This window comes from Synechococcus sp. MIT S9508, from assembly GCF_047303045.1.
Classification (GTDB): Bacteria; Cyanobacteriota; Cyanobacteriia; order PCC-6307; family Cyanobiaceae; genus Synechococcus_C.
The window spans coordinates 1462316-1479426 of the sequence record NZ_CP138941.1; the positions used below are offsets into that span (position 1 = coordinate 1462316).

Consider the following 17111-nt stretch of genomic DNA (forward strand, 5'->3'; position numbering starts at 1 on the left):
AGGCTCTTGCGAAATGACATGACGTTCCGGCTTGATTAGTCTTCCTCTAGTTGCCATGCGTGCGTGCTACAGACAGTTGTTTTGGTGTGTCTTGGCCTTGTATGGGCTTTTTATGTCAGAAGAACAAAGGCAATAATTAAAAATCTAAGGTCGCAGCTTCGAGATCATCAGCTTCAAGAACATGCTGCAATTAATTGGTGCTGCTGTGCTATTCAGCGTGCCGACAATAAGGATGAGCTGCTGAAGGCTTTTTGCCAGTTTGTTGACACCGGTCGTGAAATTATTGACTATCCGGATCGTCTCGCTGAGTTTATGAGCATCAATGGGCTGACAGAAGTTCAGCACATGAGAAATATCATTGTGCTAGATAAGGTTCTAAAATCGTTTAAAGAGCGTTGATTGATCGAGGTTGGATGTTCTCCTGAGCTGCCTTCTCAGTTAATCATCGCTCTGAAGCATGGATCTGCTGTCTGCGTGTTGATTACTTGGATGGATTGATCTCTATCGAGAGATTTTTATGCTTGCATTGCGCAGTGACGTCTGAAGCCTCGCCCGCCGGGATTAGGGCGATTCCTCCTCTCTGTCCATAGTCAGCTCCGCGATATTGAGTGATTTCTGCATAACCAGCTTTGCCTGCGTCGCAATCCACCGTGACGGCCACCAGTTGGTCACTTCTGACATCAAACGTTTCTCCTAGTTTCTTGTCGAGGTCCGCTGACCTGCCCGTCTCAGTGCTCAGCGTTGTTTGAATACTTGCAGGGCTGCAGACACTGGTGACATCTGTTGGTGTGCTGTAGTCCGCTGCATAGCTGAATGGCAAGTCTTGAGGAAACACCGTGACGGAGACCTGTAGTGGATGGTCTTTCCCTTCCAATCGCTCGTACTGCATGGGGTAGGTGTCTCCAACGTCGTCGTAAACCGCCATTTGTAGGAGCGTTGGGCTGCACCAAGTCACGACTGTCTGCAGTTTCGACCTGTCAATTCCGATGGTTCCTTGTTGGTAGGGGCCATTGCTCAGAAATGTTTTTTCTTCAAACCGATCTGATGCTGTACAGCCTGCAAGCAAAGTAGAGATCAAAAGAACGATGGCAACAAAGCTCTTCATGTGCTGATGAATGATTTCAATATTAGATTGTTTGTGCAGGAGTTTTGATTTCTTCAGGACATTCTTGTCTCAAGGCTTTCTGCATTATCTGCTTGCTGTATTCAAAGATGGAGCGCAATGAGGCTCATTCAAGAGCCAGGCTTGATCGCTTCTTTCACTGATTCAACGCCTTTCTGGATCGCTTCTGCGGGCATTCTGAGCTTCTGTTGCTGAGTAGTCGACCAGATGTTGACGGCGTAGACGATGGCGCCGCCCACAATCAATGCGGCAAGAACAAGGCCAATTCCATTGCCCCCCTGTTGAATCACGACAGGCCTTTGCTGTTCCTGATCACTCATTGAGGCTCCTCTCACTGTTCATCACTGACATGGTTGTAGCCATTGATTGTTGTCTTGTCCTTCTGCGCCAATGGATTTGATCGCTGGCATCGTTGTCGCTATGACGAGCCATAACGTCACCAGTTCGGAGTGTTCGGGCCATGCTCACCACCAGCACCCGTCTGAAGCTGCAGTCAATCCTTCAGCGAGTGGCTGAGGGGGCCAGTGTCAGCCTGTCGGACCGTGTTTATCTTCAGAAATTTGCCGACCGAGATCGCACGGTCTCGTCCTGGCTGCGTCGTGCTCGGCGCCAACAACTCTCCGGGTACCCTCTCGAAGGTCTTGACAGCCTTCTCGATGGTCTTGACCTGTGCAGTGCAGAACCCGACCAGCAGCACAGTCCCGAGGCTGATGACCTCGGTGATTGGTTCGCAGGGGCCGATTCCTGGCTGAGACGTGACTGAGGTTCGCTTAGCGTTGATTCAGCGCCTGATGTCTCGTCTTGAACAACACCTCGCGAGGAGTGATTTACGTTTCGGTCTGGGTGGTGATTTGGGGCACGGCTTCCTCACTCGTGGACTGGTTGCTTCTCCACGCTGATCTGTATCAAGAAGGTAGTTTCGGTCAGGCCGCTACCTTCATCGGCTACGGAGCTGCTGCCTCGGTTCTCGCGGTACGTCTTTCCAGTCGCTTTCTGTTCAAAGCCGAGGTTGCCGAGGAGAGTGCCGACAGCGATCAGTCAGCCAGCTGATCCGGCGATCGATGGACCGCCAGCGCAGCCAGTATTCCGGCTAGAAATCCGGTTGCATGTCCGATCCAGCTCACGCCAGCGGGAGATGCCCAGGGAAGCAGGCCAGGTAGGGCGCTTCCGTAGAGCAGCAGCGCGATGGTGCTCAGCAGGATCGACAGAGGTCGTCGTTCCAGAAAACCGATCAGCACCAGATAGCCCAGCAACCCGTAGACCACTCCGGATAAGCCGTGAGAACCAACCGGCCAAAACAGCCAGACCGGAATCTCCAGAACGATCACCGCAATCCAGATGTTCAGATAAGCCCTTCGGCTTCTGGCCAGTACGAGGTAGCTCAGCGGTAGGAAGACCAGGCTGTTCGTGAGCAGATGGCCGAAGCCTTGGTGGCTGAATGGTGCTGTGAACAACGTCCACCAGGGTGTTCCAGGACCCATCGCCAGGTTCCAGCGACCGCCGAGCAGCAGTTGATCCACCAGTTCCTGAAGCCAGGCCAGGCCCAGCAGAATCAGAGGCAGAGCAATCAATCCATCCACACATTTGCTCTGATCACTGAAGCAGTTTTTGGCCGATCTCGGTTCGCTGTGTTGGTGACAGCCGATGTTCATGTGTCGGAATGCAGCTCCGACCCGCTATGAACTGACCATTCACCGAGCGGATCACACCATGACCACCAAGTGTGAGGTGATCGTGATCGGCAGCGGTATCGGTGGTCTCTGTTGTGCTGCACTCTGTGCCAGAGCCGGCCACGAGGTGATGGTTCTCGAAGCCCATGGCCATCCAGGTGGTGCTGCTCATGGATTTGAGCGGCAGGGCTATCAGTTCGAATCAGGCCCTTCTCTCTGGAGCGGACTTGGCCGATGGCCAAGCAGCAACCCGCTGGCTCAGATTCTCAAGGCCTTGGATGAACCCCTGGAGGTCATCCCCTATCGAGACTGGGATGTGTTGTTCCCCGAGGGGCATCTGCGCATCGGGGTGGGCGCTGACGGCTTCGAACGGGTTGTCGCTGATCTGCGAGGAACGGCGGCGGTAGAGGAGTGGAGACGTTTCGCTGAGGTGTTGCAGCCCATCGCAGCAGCGGCGGACGCACTGCCGTTACTGGCACTACCGCCGGGTGGACTCGAGGGTCTTGGACCACTGCTGCGACGCAGCGGTCGCTTGCTTCCCCATCTGCCGGCTCTGCGTCATCTCAGCGGTGCCTTCGGTCCGCTGGTGGATCGCCACCTTCAGGATCCCTTCCTGCGCCATTGGGTTGATCTGCTCTGTTTCCTGATCAGTGGAATGCCCATGGCGGATACCAATGCGGCAGCAATGGCAACACTGTTTGGCGAATGGTTTGAACCTGAGGCCTGCCTTGATTTTCCCAAGGGCGGGAGTGCTTCCGTGGTGAAGGCCCTCGTCCGTGGTCTTGAGAAACATGGCGGCAGCCTGCGCCTTGGCGCCCGTGTGAAGCGGCTCCTGCTGGATGGAGATCGTGCTGTTGGCGTCGAGCTGGTCAACGGTGAACAGTTCGCTGCCGATCATGTGGTCAGTAACGCTGATGCCTGGAGTACGGCGAAGCTGTTGCCTGAAGCGACATCGCCCTCCTGGCGCCATCAACGCCTAGAGACTCCAGCCTGCGCTTCCTTTCTCCATCTGCACCTGGGGTTTGATGCCAGTGGCCTCGACGATCTGCCCATTCATACGGTTTGGGTTGGAGACTGGGAAAGGGGAATCGAGGCCGAACGCAATGCCGTGGTGGTTTCGATTCCGTCGGTGCTTGATGCCTCGATGGCGCCTGCCGGTCAGCACGTTCTGCATGCCTACACACCGGCCAATGAACCGTGGTCGCACTGGAGTGGTTTGGAACGTTCAACGGCTGCCTACGACAAGCAGCGTGAGCAGCGCTGTTCGGTGTTCTGGCAGGTGCTTGAGCAGCGCATCCCGGATCTGCGCAGCCGCTGTCGGATCGTGATGGAGGGCACGCCTCTCACCCATCGTCATTTCCTGTCGGTGCATCAGGGCAGTTATGGCCCAGCGCTGTCGGCAGCCAAGGGGTTGTTTCCTGGTGTGCAGACGCCAGTGCAAGGTTTTCTTCAATGTGGAGCCAGTACCTTCCCCGGTATCGGCATTCCGCCTGTGGCCGCCAGTGGAGCAATGGCTGCCCATGCGATCACCGGACAACGGGCTCAGAAGCAATTGCTGGAGAGCTTGTCTCTTTGATCAACCACACAACCTCTGCCAGCTGCTCATTGCAACTCTCCAAGGGACGCGCTTCGTCGCTGGTTTCTTTAGCTTCCGAGTTGATTGGACGGTAGGAATTCCCCGTGGTCGTGCAGGTCTTGAACGACAACGAGCGCTTCAAGCTCGACGACAGTGATGATGCGCTGTTTTACAGCGACCCCCGTTTTGTTCAGCATCTCGATGCAGCGTTTCGTTTGCGCTTGACACAGCTTTATCGCGAGCGCATCCCTAGTTGTGCGGTTGTGCTCGATCTGATGAGCAGTTGGGTGAGTCATCTGCCGGAAGATCAACGCTACGAGCAGGTGATTGGCCATGGATTGAATGCTCAGGAGTTGCAGGCCAATCCGCGTCTCGATCGTCACTGGGTGCAAAACCTGAATCGCGACCAGACACTTCCCCTCGACGATGCCAGTGTCGACTGCACCTTGATCGTGGCCGGCTGGCAGTATCTGCAGCAGCCAGAGTCTGTGGCCGCCGAGCTGCTGCGCATCACCCGCCCCAAGGGGCAGGTGATCTGTGCTTTCAGCAATCGTATGTTCTTCACGAAGGCGCCTCAGATCTGGACCGATGGCGGTGACGGCGACCACCTTCGCTACGTGGCGGAGGTGATGATGGCGCAGGGATGGCCTAAGCCTGAATTGGTTGCTGAACAAACGCAGCAAACCGGACCTCTTGGTTGGGTCGGTGCGAAGGGAGATCCCTTTTTTGCAGTGATCGCCACCAAGCCCTTGGCTTCAGATTCCCTCTGAGTCGTCTGGAGGGATCGGCTGCCATCCGCTCTGCCATTGCGCCTTGTCTTGAAGCTGCGTCCAGCTTTCTCTGAGTCGTACCTGAGGCTCCAGCAGTGAAGCCAGTTCAACCCAGCGTTCAGAGCCGCGTCCGCCCTGAAGAACAACGCGAAAATGACGTCGTCCTGATCGGGGAGTGAGGCTGGTCCAGGCTTCTGCTGGCTTCCAGGGCACAGAACTGCAGCACAACGGTGTAGAGAACGATCATGCCTCGCGTTCTGCCCTCTCGACGTTGTCAGGATTCGGTTGCCCCTAACGACTCAACAGCTGGCGATTGCTTCTTGCAAGCTCACCACGGGTTGCTTCTTAGAACTGGTGACCTCAAGGATTTTTCCGATCGAATCGGAGGTGTTCAAGGCTTCGATGCAGCAGCGTGCAACCAGACGACGAGGGATTGAATCACTTTCCTGCTTGTCAGCTCCAGTCCACAGCACGCCTTCCTCGTCAAGGTCGTCTTCGCGCTCGTTGAGTCCACCAGGTCGGATCACTGTCCAGTCGAGCCCACTGTTTTCCAGATTGCGCTCACCAACACGCTTCCAAACCAGGATCAAGCCAAACAGGTTGAGAGGGTGTTTCCAACGCCCTGCGCATAGGGAACTGACCAGCACCACGCGCTGCACGCCGACGCGCTGGCAACTCTCGACCTGTCGCTCGACGCCCCAAGCATCCACTTTCATGGGCCCTGTCAGGTCAACGGATGGACGTGCTCCTGTCGCGATCACCAGCGCGTCCACGCCGCGCAGAGAGTCGTCCAGGGCGTTGGAATCCATCAGGCTGAGTCGGTGCTGTTCACAGCCCTCCAGTGATGATGGAATCTGGGATTCAGGACGCAGAAGCAGCCTGGCCTGATCGCCTGAAGCCATGATTTCTTCGGCAACACGGAAGCCTGTTTTGCCCGAGGCACCGCTTACGGCAATCGTGCGCGTCATAGTCGATCGAGGCGGGCACGAAACCTAGCCATAAAGCCCAGCCATAGAGTTTGCTCCTGATACGGCAGCGGCGCTGGCCGGAGCGTGACCAGCACAAACACTCAGTTACACAGCTTTACAAACAAGCTATGGTTCTTAACAGAAGTACACAAGCTAGTAATGACTGATTACTCCGCCGCCATCTATGGGCTCCTTGCTTTCACCGCTGTGATCACTGCAGGTGTGATCTATGTGCTGGCTCAGCCGACCGACCTGCCTTTCGTTCAAGCAAAGGGTTGATTGATGTCGATTGATTCGCGTTGCAAGGAACAGCAGTCGGTTGCTGATCAGATGTTTATGGATTTCAAGTACACCAAGCCGGGCTCGAAGGAGCAGGTTCGTGCTTTGTCCACACTCAGTTTCCTTGTTGGCATGTGGTCTGATTTTCTGGTGAACGAAGAGAAAAGGATGTCCTCGGCTCTCGCTCTTGAAGCGAGTTCGTAGTTGTCGATCTTGGTTGCCTGCACAGGCCTGTATTCAAGACGTTGAATTGGACCTTCACGTTCAATGATTTGAGTATCGATTCCTAGGGCGCGTGGGTCTTCTGCACGCGATAAGGAGTGTGCACGGAGTTTTTCTCCGGAAAGTGCTTGGGGAGAGTTAAGACGGGCCGCCACCCGTCTTTTTTGTTGGTTCCTTCAGAATCGAGGCTTTTCCAGCGGTTTCCATGCCTGGCAAGGATGTTGATCTTGTTGTGATCGGTGCTGGGCTGTCCGGTTGCGCGTTGGTGGCAGCTCTGAGCAACAAAGGCTGGCGCGGGACAATTCAAATTCTGGAAGCTGGGCGAGGACCCGGTGGTCGCTGTGCCACCAGGCGGCGGCGCGATGCCCCTCTCTGGCGTCTGGATCACGGATCTCCGACCCTGAGTTTTCAGAGTGAGCCTCAAGGCCATTTGCTGGACCTGATGCAGTCGCTGGAACAACGCGGCGTCATACGTGTTGATGATGATCCTGTTGTTGGCTTGGACCATCACGGTGCTGTCGTTGCACCTCCCGATCACCCTCTGCTGCGCGGTCCGCGCTGGCGAGGTATCCCAACCATGGCTTCGGTTGCGGAGACGTTGCTGTCTGATGGCTCTGATCAAGTTGGTGTTTGTTTTGGGGAGCGGATTCAGACGCTTTCCAGAGATGGTGAGAGCTGGGTTCTTCCTGGTGGAGCTTGTGCCAGCAATCTCGTGCTCAGCGGAACGCTTCTTGCCCATCCCCGTTCGTTGGCCATGCTTGGCAGGAGCGATGTGCCCTTGCGTGACGCCGTTCCTGAGCGGCACGATCTTCTTCTTGATCAGGCACTGGCCTCGATTGCCGGCCTCAACGCGAGCATTCGCTGGAATCTGATGCTGGAGTTCCCGGCGATGGATCTTGATCCTTTGCCTCGGCAGATCTGGCTGACGCCTCGGGCGCAGCAGCAATTCGGAGTGGAACGTCTTGTGCTGCAGCGACAACAGCAGGGGCGTCTCGGTCTGGTGATCCACGGTCTTGACGATGGTTCGTTGATCACGCCTGAAACGCAGCCACAGCTTCTGATCATTCAGGAACAGCGATTGCTGAGTGTTTTGCCAGAGCTTCTTGGCTCTTGGCCATCACTGCAGAGGATGGTGTCCAATGCGCATTCGCTTGGCGTGATGCGCTGGGGAGCTGCTCAACCCTTGGAGCAAGGAATGCCAAAAGCGCTGCAGTGGTGCAGCAAAGCCCGTGTGGGGTTCTGTGGCGACTGGATTGCGGGACCCGGTTTCGGCATGGCGGAGGGAGCTCTTCAGAGCGGTCTCGATCTGGCCGAGTTGATTGCGTCCTGAATGGCGACTGCTTGTCGCTCAAGCATCACCCGTCGTTGGTTCATGCAAAACAATCACAGGATTGTGATAACTGCTGGCCGGAATCGGCGCAGCGCGTCACAACAGAGAAAAGGTCGTCTCCCATGCGCAGCCGATTTCAGCCTGTCCGGGTTCATGCCAGTGTTCATGATGATGAGCCATGCCAGTGCCAAGACTGTGTGGCCCTACGTCGTCGCTTGACCCAGATGGTCACTCAGACCAAACCGTTGCCTGGGCCGCATCGCCCCGTCTACGCCTGCCGGTGAGGATAAACGTCTCCATGGTTGGACTTTGAAGGTTGATCCAGGGCTTTGACAAGCATTTGAGCTGATCAGCCGTATTCGGGGCACCATCCAGCCTGGTCCTGCCAGGTCGGACACCAGAGCCGGCAGCGCTTGGTGAGATGGTCTCCCTGCTGGAGTTGTTGCTGTCTGAGCTTGCAGGCCACCATCGTTCGGCAGGACGCATCCACTCCATAGGTGAAGTGCTGGCAGGTCAGGCAAATCCGAGCCCCCTTCCAGCTCTGAAGCTCACTTGCGTCGACGTATTCCCACTCGTCCATAGCCTGCTAGTCAATGGTACTGATGTACTAATGCATCCAATGGCGCCGGGTCAAGTGCCTTCAACAAGCCTCTGGTGGCTCTGGGCCAGATCCCCGTCCGCAAGCAGTCACCGCACGAGCCGCCGCCGCAAGAGCAGCCATTGGCCAGAATCAATTCCCTTGACGTCAGGCCATGCGATGGTTGATCACGGCTCTGCTTTCCCTGGCAGCCTTTGTCGTTGTCTTGGCCAGCGGAGCCAAGGCCGATGTCACGATTCACGTGGGTTCAAGAACCCCACCGGCTGATGCCCATTGCCATCGGGTTGGAACTCGCAGTACCGATGAAGGCAGGGTGCTGAGCGTGTATGCCTGCCGCCCATAAAAAAGAGGCAGAGTGCCAGCTCTGCCCCTGAGTTTTCTCGTCGTGCCACCCATGGCTGGGAGGCACGCGAACATTCTCGTCATCGCCGGAATGCGGTCGTGTGCATGGACACCAAATCAGCAGCTCCGTTGATAGCGCAGCTGGAATTGATGAGTTGAGTTGTTCGCTCTGAGTTTTGGTTGATTATTGGCCAAAACCCTTATTCGATGATTGCTTTTGAGCTTTCTTTGCTTTGGGCGTAGTTGTCTCCTCCATAGCAGAATCTTTGAAGAAGATTCCATCCAGCCAGACTGTGATGATGTAAACAACGATCAAAACTGGAATCAGAACAAGCCACTGATTCTCAAACTCATAGGGAAGTTTCTGAACCCCAAAGATCGCTAGGTATCCGGTGATCAGAGTGAAGATAAATCTGCGAATGCTGGAGGGATTCAAGGCAGGGCGTTGTCTCTGTTGAGCGGTTCATCTGAGAACTGCTCAGATGTTGGGTTCAGTCAACACCTGTGCGACTCGTCAGGCATCCAGCTGTAACAACAGTGTTAGTTGAAGACGTTTGTCTGGCCTCGATTCAAGCTTCCGGAGTTTCGATTGTTTTGCCGAGGCTCTCCAGGCGTTGTGCATTCACGCCGAGGTCGGACTCTCCAAGGCGCGAGATGGAACGCGCCTCCAGAGTGACGGCATCGGTTGCAGAGAGTTCGACGTCGTCGACGAAACCGAAGATCCTGCTGCTGTAGGTGGCATGCAGATAGTTAGCCCTCTGCTCGACAATCTCGGTGCGAGGAGTGGCTTTGATTCGTTCAGAAAGCTGTTTCAGAGCTGCAGAGGAATCTTTAACGATCCATTGGCTGCTTGCACAGTGCTCAGGGCCTGGGCAGGGACTCAGGTGACCGCCATTGGTCGCCAGGTCGGTTGGCATGGGTCCAACAACATGGAACAGCGCCAGAACAACCGGGATGGTGATCTGAACCAGAAACGCAGGCATGCTGATCAACAGTCCAGGCATGCAGTCATCCTATGGGGCTTCATCAGCGATCATTCCTTGATCTCAGTCATCTGAACTGAAGGCCACATCTGCAGTCTCCTGCAATCGTCTGGTGGCTCCCGAGCAATTTCTTGAGGATCAGAACGAGTCAATCATTGGGCCACGGTTTCTCTTTGTGGCTATTGCTGGGGAAGCGGTCTCGTTGGTGATGAGATTTTTCACTGTAATTCTGCTCGGCTTCTTGCTGTTGGGTTTTGGGCCTACAGCTTTTGCCAATGATTTATCGATCTCCGCTAGCGGGCGAAACCGAGAAGTCACGCTGAACAAACTGCTTTCACAAGTTCCTGAAGGCGCAGCAATGACGGATGCATCGTGCAAAAGAATTGGCATCGCTGGCCTGAATTATCAGTATCGCTGTTCTGTGGCATGGGAATTCAGGAATCAATACCTGGGAGCCAGCTGACTGTGCCTTTCATGATGGTTCTTTTCTGATCAGGTCCAGCGCACGGGATCGTCCGATTTCAGGTGTTGCACGTGCTCGGTCGCGTGATCGAGCAGGTCGTGACTGATCGTGAGGCAGATGCTGTCCAGCGGCAGGGAAAAGCTGCTGCAATCTGCATCAAACGGACCTTCCACATAGGCACCGATTCGTTCGGCCATCAGGAACAGCACCACGATCACCACACCTCCAAAACGGCTGTGTGAATCGGGACCAAGGTCGTGGAAGTACAGCAGCAGCAACAGGACGAACAACCAGTTCAGAAGTCTGACGAAAACTTCGTAAGAGGCCGGAAGCGGTGTGTTGCGGATTCGCTCCAAGCCGCCAATGGCATCGGTGCAGGCGTTGCCTACTTGCATCAGCTGCAGCCGACCAAATCCATCGGTTAAGCCTTGGCGATGGAGATCCCCAATCCAGACGCCGCGTAGCTGTCCCAGCTGGCGAAGGTTGGTGGTGCTAGGCAGCCTCAGATCCTGCAGCAATTGATCTTGCAATTCCCGCAGGTCTCGCTGCCAGAAGTTGCGTAGCTGAAAGTTCAGTTGCCACACGATGGCAACCTGTAGACGCAACAACTTGCGTTCCTGGCGTCCGGGCGGCCTGCTGCTGTCGAGATGGGCCCGCAGTGCGTCTGCCCAGTTTCGGCTCACGTTCACAACGGTTCCCCAGAGTTTGCGGGCTTCCCACCAGCGCCCGATTGCCTGGGTGTTGCGAAAGCCGAGAAAAATCGATGCCGCGATGCCCATGATCCTCACCACGCTTTGGTTGGCGGTCCAGCTGCGGGGGATCCAGTCGTTATGCACGAGAACGATGATCAAGAGCAGCAGCAGCAAGTCGAAGCGCATGCGCCAGAGCAGCTGCAGCACAACAAGCATGTAGTCCTGTCTGCGGGTGCTTGGTGGATAGCCGTAGTCGCCAGACTCGATCATGGCCGCTCTTGCAGAGACTCGATCACAGCTGTGATCATCGCCGGCCAACCAAGGGGCCAATGGCCAAGGGTCGATGGGTGGGGCCGGCGCCGAGTAATCATGGTTTGCTGATGCCGCGATCAACCCCGCGATGATCTGTGTGACCTCCAACTGCCCGGAGAGTGTGATCCTGGCCCTGGGTGTTCGCGACTGGCCGGTCTGGGCCTGTGAAATCAGCTGTTTCCCCTGGCAGTACGACCAGCGGGAAACCTGTCTGCTGCTTGAGGGTGATGTCACGGTGACGCCAGAAGACGGCGAGCCGGTTCGATTCGGTGCTGGCGATCTCGTGGAATTCCCAGCAGGCCTGTCGTGCACCTGGCAGGTTCATCAACCTGTTCGAAAGCATTATCAGTTCGGCTGACGACAGATGCTGCGTCTGGCGAGTGTTGACGGCTTAGAATTCAACATCAGCGGCCCACTGGGGCCTGCATGGAAGCCAACCGACACGTAGGAGTTCACCCCAGAGGCGTTCAGCCGTGTCCTGACTCAAATGCACACGTGTGGTCAACAGTGGTGCCTGGTCTGGAAAAGGTCGCCCTGAATCCACGAACACCCTCGGATCGCGGTTCCAGCTTTTTTCATCGGCATGGAACCGTTTCGTGTCCTTGGTGCTGGGATCCTGGATCCAACCATGGCTTGGCATCGTTTCCGTGGGGTGATCAGGGACGCACGCATCCACTCCTCAGCCTTGAACGGTGCATAGGGGGAGCTCGGAGCCATGGATCCTCTGCTGATACACCTGTTCTAGTGCTGTAGTACAGATGTGTCAACGCAAGGCTTTGTTGTCTTTTGGTCGCTGCCGTTGTTGGTGTCGTCCCGTTTCGGTCAATGCGTACATTGATGGTTCTGCGAACGGACTGCGGTCCCTCAGGTTCAAGCTGCTGCGACAACGATGATTTATCTGGCTTTCCGCTACGGCAATCTTGAGATGAGCAATCTCAGCGTTGTGGTGATTGCGGCTGCAGGGGTGTTGTCATTGGTGTTTTTTGTTATTGCTTCCCTAAACACGGACACCCAGGGGCTGATTGATTCGGCCGTGCAGAAATTTGACGACGACGATTGAGGCCGCTCTAGGTGATCGCAGGCTTTGCTGGCGATTTCAGCTGTTCAGACAGGGATTTCAGCCTCAATCTCCCAGCCTTGATCCGTGAGCTCTTGGATCTGCAATGGGGCTTCCTGGGATGGAACCTCAACAAGGAGGAAGTCCTTTCCCTGATGGCAGTAAATCCTGGTTTGACCGATCACGGCGGGGGCTCCCGGGTGACACAACGCCATCAAACCCAGTTTTGCGTCCAGAGACAAGAGGCCTGATCCAGGCTTTCCTGTTTGCTCACATTGCCGCCTTGGAACAGGCCCAGTTCGATGGCGTTTTCGCTTGACGCGATGGTGTCCACGTTGCTACTGCGCAGTCAGTGATGGATCCGTCAATGTCTCAAGCACGTGAGCTGATTAATGCACACCTTTACCCAGTGCTTTTGATCTTTGCCGTGATCTATGGAGCCATCCAGATCTCTCCGCTGGCGAATCAAGCGCGATATTTCAATCACTGCGTAGACGATGTGATACGTGAAAGTAATGTTGAGAAAATGTCGTTTTCAGAAAAACGTGCTCTGGGAGTGAGGCTCTGCAATGGGACTTCTCTTTGAGGGATTTTCCTCGATGCATGATGGAAATTCTGAGCGCTTTCTTCTCCCTTCAGAGCTGAGGGGAGAGGCGTCTCCTGTCAGATTGTCATCATTGACCGACCTCTCGGGTTTCACTGAACAACGCGCTACGAGTCGAATTCTCGTTTGAAATAGTTGCTGGCAATCTCCTCGGGCTTGAATCCTTCCAGTACCAATTCAGCGAGTTCGATCAGCCATGTTCGTCGCATCATTTTCTGATGTGGCTGTCCATCAATTGTGCAGGGAAAGCTCACGTCATAGCCGCGATGCCCAGCGGGAGTTTTCTCCTCTCTGCGAGTGATCCGGTAGCCGGCTTCCTGAAGAATGTTGCGCGACAGCTCGTAAGGCGTGACCTGCCTTTGAGCTGCCAACCTCTGGACCCGTCCCATGCTCAGATTTGTCTGTGCTGTCCCCACGCTGCACTGACCACAGCTCGTCGGCAAGCTTCATCCGTTAGAGCCCTGGCGTCATCGATCACCGTTTGCGCTTGAAACAGTCCATGCTGTCGTTTAGGTCAGACCCGGAGTCGGCACTGTCGTTAGCCCAGTCATGAATGCACCACAAGCACTGCTGACACGGATTGGAAAGAGCCAAGGCCATGGTCAGGGATTTAACCGTCTGGTTTTGCTGCTGACACAGCTTGGTGACTTTGATTCGATGGAATATGCCCAGGCGCTTGTGCCTGCGCTGCCCAGACTCGAACAAGCAGGGATCCGCCCCCTCGCCATTGCGATTGGCGATCAGGCCGGGGCAGAGCGCTTCTGCTCGTTTACTGGGTTGCCAAGGGAGTTGCTTGAGGTCGAGCCTGATTCCGGCCTGCATCAGGCTCTTGGCTTGTCCCCCGGTCTGCAGGCCCCGGGAGGGCCCTGGCCTTCGCTTTTGCTGATGTGCGCTGGCATCGGTTCCCCAGGAACCCTTGCCGAGGTGTTGCGTGGTTACACCGGTGACCGTTCAGCGGCCCAACGCTTTGACGCTGATGAAACGGTGTCCACCGGCGTGCTGCCTCCTATACCTGCTGCTTTGTTCCGACGTGCTGGAGGCGATGGGTTTCAGCGGCCCTTTGAATTGGCCACCGTGCGGCTGCGCAACATGAACGAGGTGCTCCGCAACTGGAGCACTTACGTGCCGGATGATCGCTTCATCACCCAGCGTGGCGGCACATTCCTACTGGATCGCGACGATTCACTCCTCTACGTCTACCGCGATCGTGGCATTCTTGGATTCTCGGCAACCATGCAGCGTCCGCTCGCGTTTCTTGATCCCTGGCTGAATGATGTCGAGTGATCACGAAACGGCGATGAGTCTTCCCCCTTGGCGATTACTTCTGCGCAGTGCTCGTCAACGGGAGGGGCGATCTCCCGGCGCCACCTGGCTGCAGTTGGCGACGACTGCAGAAGACGGCAAACCACGAGTGAGAACGCTGGTGTTCCGGGGTTGGAGCCCTCGTGGGGAATTGGAGCTGCTGAGCGATGTGCGCAGTGAAAAGTCTTCTCAGCTGCTCAGTCAGCCGAGGGTTGAACTGTGCTGGTTGTTTCGCAAGGCTAAAGAGCAGTTTCGACTGAGGGGCAGGGCGCTTCTCGTCACTGCTGAGCAGGAACCGGAGGCGTTGCTCGATCATTGGCAACGCCTGTCGCCATCCGGTCGCAAGGTCTGGGCCTGGCCGTCTCCAGGTGAACCTTTTGATGCGCAAGGGCCCTGGCCCCAGGAGGTGGCTGATGACGAGCCGATGTCCTCGCATCTGCTGCTCATGCGTGTTGCTCTGGAACGTGTCGAGCGACTCGATCTCAAACCCCATCCCCACCTTCGCCGCAGCTGGGAGCTCCGAGATGGCTGGCATGAGCAACGTCTCAACCCCTGAGAGTCCAAAACGCCAGTCCGCCGCCTCTGCCCCGCGCGGCCATCCACCCCTCTGGGCTGCGGCTGATCAGGGCAAAAAACGGCTCTCGACCTTCTTCCGGTGGCGGCAACTCCTTCTTCAACAGCGTGAAGCGGCCGAGCAGCAGTTTCACCTGCTCAAAGCGGAACTTCAGCAGTGGTTGGCGGCCATTCAGTTCGCCTGGACCTGTGAACTGGAGGGTGAGTCCGGCGAGGTTCACGGCGTTACGCAGTTGAAGCCCGTCGGTAGATCCACCGCTGATTTCGAGGCAGGCACCGATGCTGCGCAGCAGCCAGCCATTGAAGGCATTGGCTTCGGTTTGACCCTTGGGCCACACGGTCTTGAGTTGCCAGTACCCCATCAGGTTTCCGGCGGTCAGTCCTGAACCGCTGCGACGAGCCTGCTTCTCGAGATCCAGTAGATGGCTGTGTTCGATGTCCACGGGTAATCCGCTCTGGCGATGATCATGCAGCGGTGCTCCGAGGATGCCATGACAGAAGTCCAACCTGGCGCTGATGCGCTCAGCTGGTCTGAGCTGGATGCTCTGGCGGCGCCAGCAGCCGAGCGCATCGAAGGACCTGCCAATTCCCAGGCCACCTTGCGCCTGTTTGGTCAACCCGAAGACTCGATTCGGGTCACATTGTTCCGCGATCACCATGCCTGGTGCCCGTACTGCCAGAAAGTGTGGCTTTGGCTTGAGTTTCGCCGGATTCCGTACCGAATTCGCAAAGTGACCATGCGCTGCTACGGCCCCAAGGAGCCCTGGTTCACTGCCCTCGTTCCGTCGGGGATGCTTCCGGCTCTGGAGCTTGATGGCCGTCTGATCACTGAAAGTGATCGGATTTTGGAGGCTCTGGAGCGAAGCTTCGGGCCCGTTGGTGCTCCTATGGCCGACCGCAGAGTGCGTCGGCTTCGGGATCTTGAACGCCTGCTGTTCAGGGCCTGGTGCATCTGGTTGTGCACTCCCGGTCTGGGAGAGCGACAAGAACGTCAGGCCCGTGATCAGTTTCAGCGTGTCGCCCAGCAAATGGAGCAGGCGCTCATCAGCGGCGGCGGCAGCTGGTTGGATCCCGATGCACCTGATGCTCCGATCCCTGGCACAGCAGACCTGGTGTTCATTCCTTATGTAGAACGGATGAACGCCTCACTCGCTTATTTCAAGGGCTTTGCGTTGCGCGAGGAGCATCCCGCAATCGATCGCTGGCTCACCGCACTTGAGCAACTGGAGACCTATCGAGGCACCCAGAGCGATGTGCACACCCATGCCCATGATCTACCGCCGCAGATGGGCGGCTGCTGGGCTGATGGCAGCCAGGCACAGCAACGCATGGCTCTGGCGGTGGATAGCGGAGCCGGACTCAATGAGCTTGAACGTCGCTGGAGCTCGTCAAGCGAGATGGTGTCTGCAAAGGCGCGCGCTTTGGAGAGGGTTCTGAGGCATCGCAGCATTCTTCTGGCCAGAAACCCTCTTGGTGATCGCTTTGATCAACCGCTGAGGGCTGCACTCACAGCAATGGTTCTTGACCAGCCCGTAACACCGGAGACAGGTTCGGCCTCAGCATTGCGTTATCTGCGAGACCGGATTTCCGTGCCCCGGGATATGCCGCTGGAGAGCGCCAGGTTGCTGAGGAAGTGTCTGGAGTCCACTGCGGCACTGGATGGTGATCAGCATCCAGATGCACTGCCGTTTGAGCATCGTTTCGATCAGGATCCCAGGCCTTTTTTGACCCATCACAGCTGATGGATTGGCTCAGCAACTGGCGTTAGATCCACAAGATGAGAGAGACCCTCTGTCATCAAAAAGCCACCGCCGTGGCAGTGGCTCGACTCTTGGCTCGGATCATTCCCATCACCCGGCCTTCTTCGGGAGAGTAGGGATCAAACACGCGAAATAAGTGTTTAGGCATACCTGGTCATCAATTTCAGCAGCGATGCACCATATGTGGCGTTGACGAGCCTGATGAGTGATCCCAAGATGTGGATCCCCATCACCCTGGCCCGGCTGCACTAGCAGTGGGGTCTTTTTTGTTGCTACGCCACGTTGTGGGCCTCGGAGCCAATCCGTTTCGTTGCCCATGGCTGGGGGCTGACCGCCCTTGAAGGTTCGGTTTCAGGCCCCGTTCCTGCAGGCATGCACGTGGGGCCTATCACCGTGATCTGAATCGTGTCCCACGAGTGATGCCTGCTTATGGCTATGGCCCTGGATCCGTGTATGGCACACCTGCAGGCGTTGGGATTCAGCTGAG

General features: G+C 56.4%; 27 protein-coding genes. 14 read left to right on the plus strand and 13 right to left on the minus strand.

Features of this window, described 5'->3' with window-relative positions; all coding sequences use genetic code 11:
* Positions 1-63: 63 nt before the first annotated feature.
* Positions 64-399, plus strand: a complete 336-nt coding sequence (locus SIB42_RS07715; RefSeq protein ID WP_067093017.1) for a hypothetical protein — start codon at positions 64-66, stop codon at positions 397-399.
* A gap of 82 nt (positions 400-481) precedes the next feature.
* Here the strand turns inward: SIB42_RS07715 and SIB42_RS07720 are convergent, their stop codons facing one another.
* The gene (locus SIB42_RS07720; protein ID WP_156485091.1) at positions 482-925 is read right to left on the minus strand and encodes a hypothetical protein; all 444 of its coding nucleotides are present in this window, start codon (positions 923-925) and stop codon (positions 482-484) included.
* Positions 926-1233: 308 nt separating this feature from the next.
* Positions 1234-1443, minus strand: coding sequence for a hypothetical protein (locus tag SIB42_RS07725; RefSeq protein ID WP_067093019.1), 210 nt, complete (start codon positions 1441-1443; stop codon positions 1234-1236).
* A gap of 140 nt (positions 1444-1583) precedes the next feature.
* Between SIB42_RS07725 and SIB42_RS07730 the strand changes: the two genes are divergently transcribed.
* Both SIB42_RS07730 and SIB42_RS07735 read left to right on the plus strand, forming a co-directional pair.
* Positions 1584-1886 carry a hypothetical protein gene (locus SIB42_RS07730; protein WP_067093020.1) on the plus strand — a complete coding sequence of 101 codons (303 nt, stop codon included), beginning with the start codon at positions 1584-1586 and terminating at the stop codon, positions 1884-1886.
* A gap of 38 nt (positions 1887-1924) precedes the next feature.
* Positions 1925-2173, plus strand: a complete 249-nt coding sequence (locus SIB42_RS07735) for a hypothetical protein (protein ID WP_067093021.1) — start codon at positions 1925-1927, stop codon at positions 2171-2173.
* Here SIB42_RS07735 and SIB42_RS07740 read toward each other — a convergent pair.
* Entirely contained in the window at positions 2158-2694 is a 537-nt protein-coding gene (locus SIB42_RS07740) for a rhomboid family intramembrane serine protease (RefSeq protein ID WP_067093162.1), read from the minus strand. The genes SIB42_RS07735 and SIB42_RS07740 overlap by 16 nt on opposite strands.
* Before the next feature lie 139 nt (positions 2695-2833).
* Between SIB42_RS07740 and SIB42_RS07745 the strand changes: the two genes are divergently transcribed.
* Positions 2834-4369 (plus strand): phytoene desaturase family protein, encoded by a 1536-nt coding sequence (locus SIB42_RS07745; RefSeq protein WP_067093163.1) that lies wholly within the window; start codon positions 2834-2836, stop codon positions 4367-4369.
* Between the two features lie 104 nt (positions 4370-4473).
* A complete protein-coding gene (locus SIB42_RS07750; RefSeq protein WP_067093022.1) occupies positions 4474-5139 on the plus strand; it encodes a methyltransferase domain-containing protein in 666 nt (221 codons plus the stop codon).
* Here SIB42_RS07750 and SIB42_RS07755 read toward each other — a convergent pair.
* Both SIB42_RS07755 and SIB42_RS07760 read right to left on the minus strand, forming a co-directional pair.
* Complete coding sequence (locus SIB42_RS07755) at positions 5125-5352, minus strand: TIGR02450 family Trp-rich protein (protein WP_067093023.1); 228 nt, start codon at positions 5350-5352, stop codon at positions 5125-5127. The genes SIB42_RS07750 and SIB42_RS07755 overlap by 15 nt on opposite strands.
* 86 nt (positions 5353-5438) lie before the next feature.
* Positions 5439-6107 carry an SDR family oxidoreductase gene (locus SIB42_RS07760; RefSeq protein WP_067093024.1) on the minus strand — a complete coding sequence of 223 codons (669 nt, stop codon included), beginning with the start codon at positions 6105-6107 and terminating at the stop codon, positions 5439-5441.
* Between the two features lie 282 nt (positions 6108-6389).
* On the opposite strand from SIB42_RS07760, the gene SIB42_RS07765 reads away from it, so the two are divergent.
* Both SIB42_RS07765 and SIB42_RS07770 read left to right on the plus strand, forming a co-directional pair.
* Positions 6390-6590: a hypothetical protein gene (locus SIB42_RS07765; protein ID WP_067093164.1), complete on the plus strand. Its 201-nt coding sequence runs from the start codon at positions 6390-6392 to the stop codon at positions 6588-6590.
* 223 nt (positions 6591-6813) lie between these two features.
* Positions 6814-7938, plus strand: coding sequence for an NAD(P)-binding protein (locus SIB42_RS07770; protein ID WP_067093025.1), 1125 nt, complete (start codon positions 6814-6816; stop codon positions 7936-7938).
* Between the two features lie 349 nt (positions 7939-8287).
* Here the strand turns inward: SIB42_RS07770 and SIB42_RS07775 are convergent, their stop codons facing one another.
* Positions 8288-8518 (minus strand): hypothetical protein, encoded by a 231-nt coding sequence (locus SIB42_RS07775; protein WP_067093027.1) that lies wholly within the window; start codon positions 8516-8518, stop codon positions 8288-8290.
* 172 nt (positions 8519-8690) lie between these two features.
* Here SIB42_RS07775 and SIB42_RS07780 point away from each other — a divergent pair, with 172 nt between their 5' ends.
* Positions 8691-8879 carry a hypothetical protein gene (locus SIB42_RS07780; RefSeq protein ID WP_067093028.1) on the plus strand — a complete coding sequence of 63 codons (189 nt, stop codon included), beginning with the start codon at positions 8691-8693 and terminating at the stop codon, positions 8877-8879.
* 183 nt (positions 8880-9062) lie between these two features.
* Here SIB42_RS07780 and SIB42_RS07785 read toward each other — a convergent pair whose 3' ends face one another.
* Positions 9063-9314: a hypothetical protein gene (locus SIB42_RS07785; protein WP_067093029.1), complete on the minus strand. Its 252-nt coding sequence runs from the start codon at positions 9312-9314 to the stop codon at positions 9063-9065.
* Between the two features lie 133 nt (positions 9315-9447).
* A complete protein-coding gene (locus SIB42_RS07790; RefSeq protein WP_231856310.1) occupies positions 9448-9882 on the minus strand; it encodes a DUF1499 domain-containing protein in 435 nt (144 codons plus the stop codon).
* 91 nt (positions 9883-9973) lie between these two features.
* On the opposite strand from SIB42_RS07790, the gene SIB42_RS07795 reads away from it, so the two are divergent.
* Complete coding sequence (locus SIB42_RS07795) at positions 9974-10324, plus strand: hypothetical protein (protein ID WP_067093030.1); 351 nt, start codon at positions 9974-9976, stop codon at positions 10322-10324.
* 29 nt (positions 10325-10353) lie between these two features.
* Here the strand turns inward: SIB42_RS07795 and SIB42_RS07800 are convergent, their stop codons facing one another.
* Positions 10354-11286, minus strand: a complete 933-nt coding sequence (locus SIB42_RS07800) for a bestrophin family ion channel (RefSeq protein WP_067093166.1) — start codon at positions 11284-11286, stop codon at positions 10354-10356.
* A gap of 130 nt (positions 11287-11416) precedes the next feature.
* Here SIB42_RS07800 and SIB42_RS07805 point away from each other — a divergent pair, with 130 nt between their 5' ends.
* Complete coding sequence (locus SIB42_RS07805; protein ID WP_067093031.1) at positions 11417-11686, plus strand: cupin domain-containing protein; 270 nt, start codon at positions 11417-11419, stop codon at positions 11684-11686.
* Between the two features lie 33 nt (positions 11687-11719).
* Here SIB42_RS07805 and SIB42_RS07810 read toward each other — a convergent pair whose 3' ends face one another.
* Entirely contained in the window at positions 11720-11968 is a 249-nt protein-coding gene (locus SIB42_RS07810) for a DUF1651 domain-containing protein (RefSeq protein ID WP_067093032.1), read from the minus strand.
* 249 nt (positions 11969-12217) lie between these two features.
* On the opposite strand from SIB42_RS07810, the gene SIB42_RS07815 reads away from it, so the two are divergent.
* Positions 12218-12388, plus strand: a complete 171-nt coding sequence (locus tag SIB42_RS07815; protein WP_156485092.1) for a hypothetical protein — start codon at positions 12218-12220, stop codon at positions 12386-12388.
* Positions 12389-12432: 44 nt separating this feature from the next.
* Here SIB42_RS07815 and SIB42_RS07820 read toward each other — a convergent pair whose 3' ends face one another.
* Positions 12433-12600: a hypothetical protein gene (locus SIB42_RS07820; RefSeq protein WP_413327750.1), complete on the minus strand. Its 168-nt coding sequence runs from the start codon at positions 12598-12600 to the stop codon at positions 12433-12435.
* Between the two features lie 496 nt (positions 12601-13096).
* Complete coding sequence (locus SIB42_RS07825) at positions 13097-13378, minus strand: hypothetical protein (protein WP_067093033.1); 282 nt, start codon at positions 13376-13378, stop codon at positions 13097-13099.
* A gap of 160 nt (positions 13379-13538) precedes the next feature.
* Here SIB42_RS07825 and SIB42_RS07830 point away from each other — a divergent pair, with 160 nt between their 5' ends.
* Positions 13539-14273: a peroxiredoxin-like family protein gene (locus SIB42_RS07830; RefSeq protein ID WP_067093034.1), complete on the plus strand. Its 735-nt coding sequence runs from the start codon at positions 13539-13541 to the stop codon at positions 14271-14273.
* Entirely contained in the window at positions 14263-14847 is a 585-nt protein-coding gene (locus SIB42_RS07835; protein WP_067093035.1) for a pyridoxamine 5'-phosphate oxidase family protein, read from the plus strand. The genes SIB42_RS07830 and SIB42_RS07835 overlap by 11 nt, the downstream gene beginning before the upstream one ends.
* Here the strand turns inward: SIB42_RS07835 and SIB42_RS07840 are convergent.
* Positions 14837-15370, minus strand: a complete 534-nt coding sequence (locus SIB42_RS07840) for a hypothetical protein (protein ID WP_231856312.1) — start codon at positions 15368-15370, stop codon at positions 14837-14839. The genes SIB42_RS07835 and SIB42_RS07840 overlap by 11 nt on opposite strands.
* Between SIB42_RS07840 and SIB42_RS07845 the strand changes: the two genes are divergently transcribed.
* Positions 15356-16606 carry a glutathione S-transferase family protein gene (locus SIB42_RS07845; RefSeq protein WP_067093036.1) on the plus strand — a complete coding sequence of 417 codons (1251 nt, stop codon included), beginning with the start codon at positions 15356-15358 and terminating at the stop codon, positions 16604-16606. The genes SIB42_RS07840 and SIB42_RS07845 overlap by 15 nt on opposite strands.
* The last annotated feature ends 505 nt before the right edge of the window (positions 16607-17111 follow it).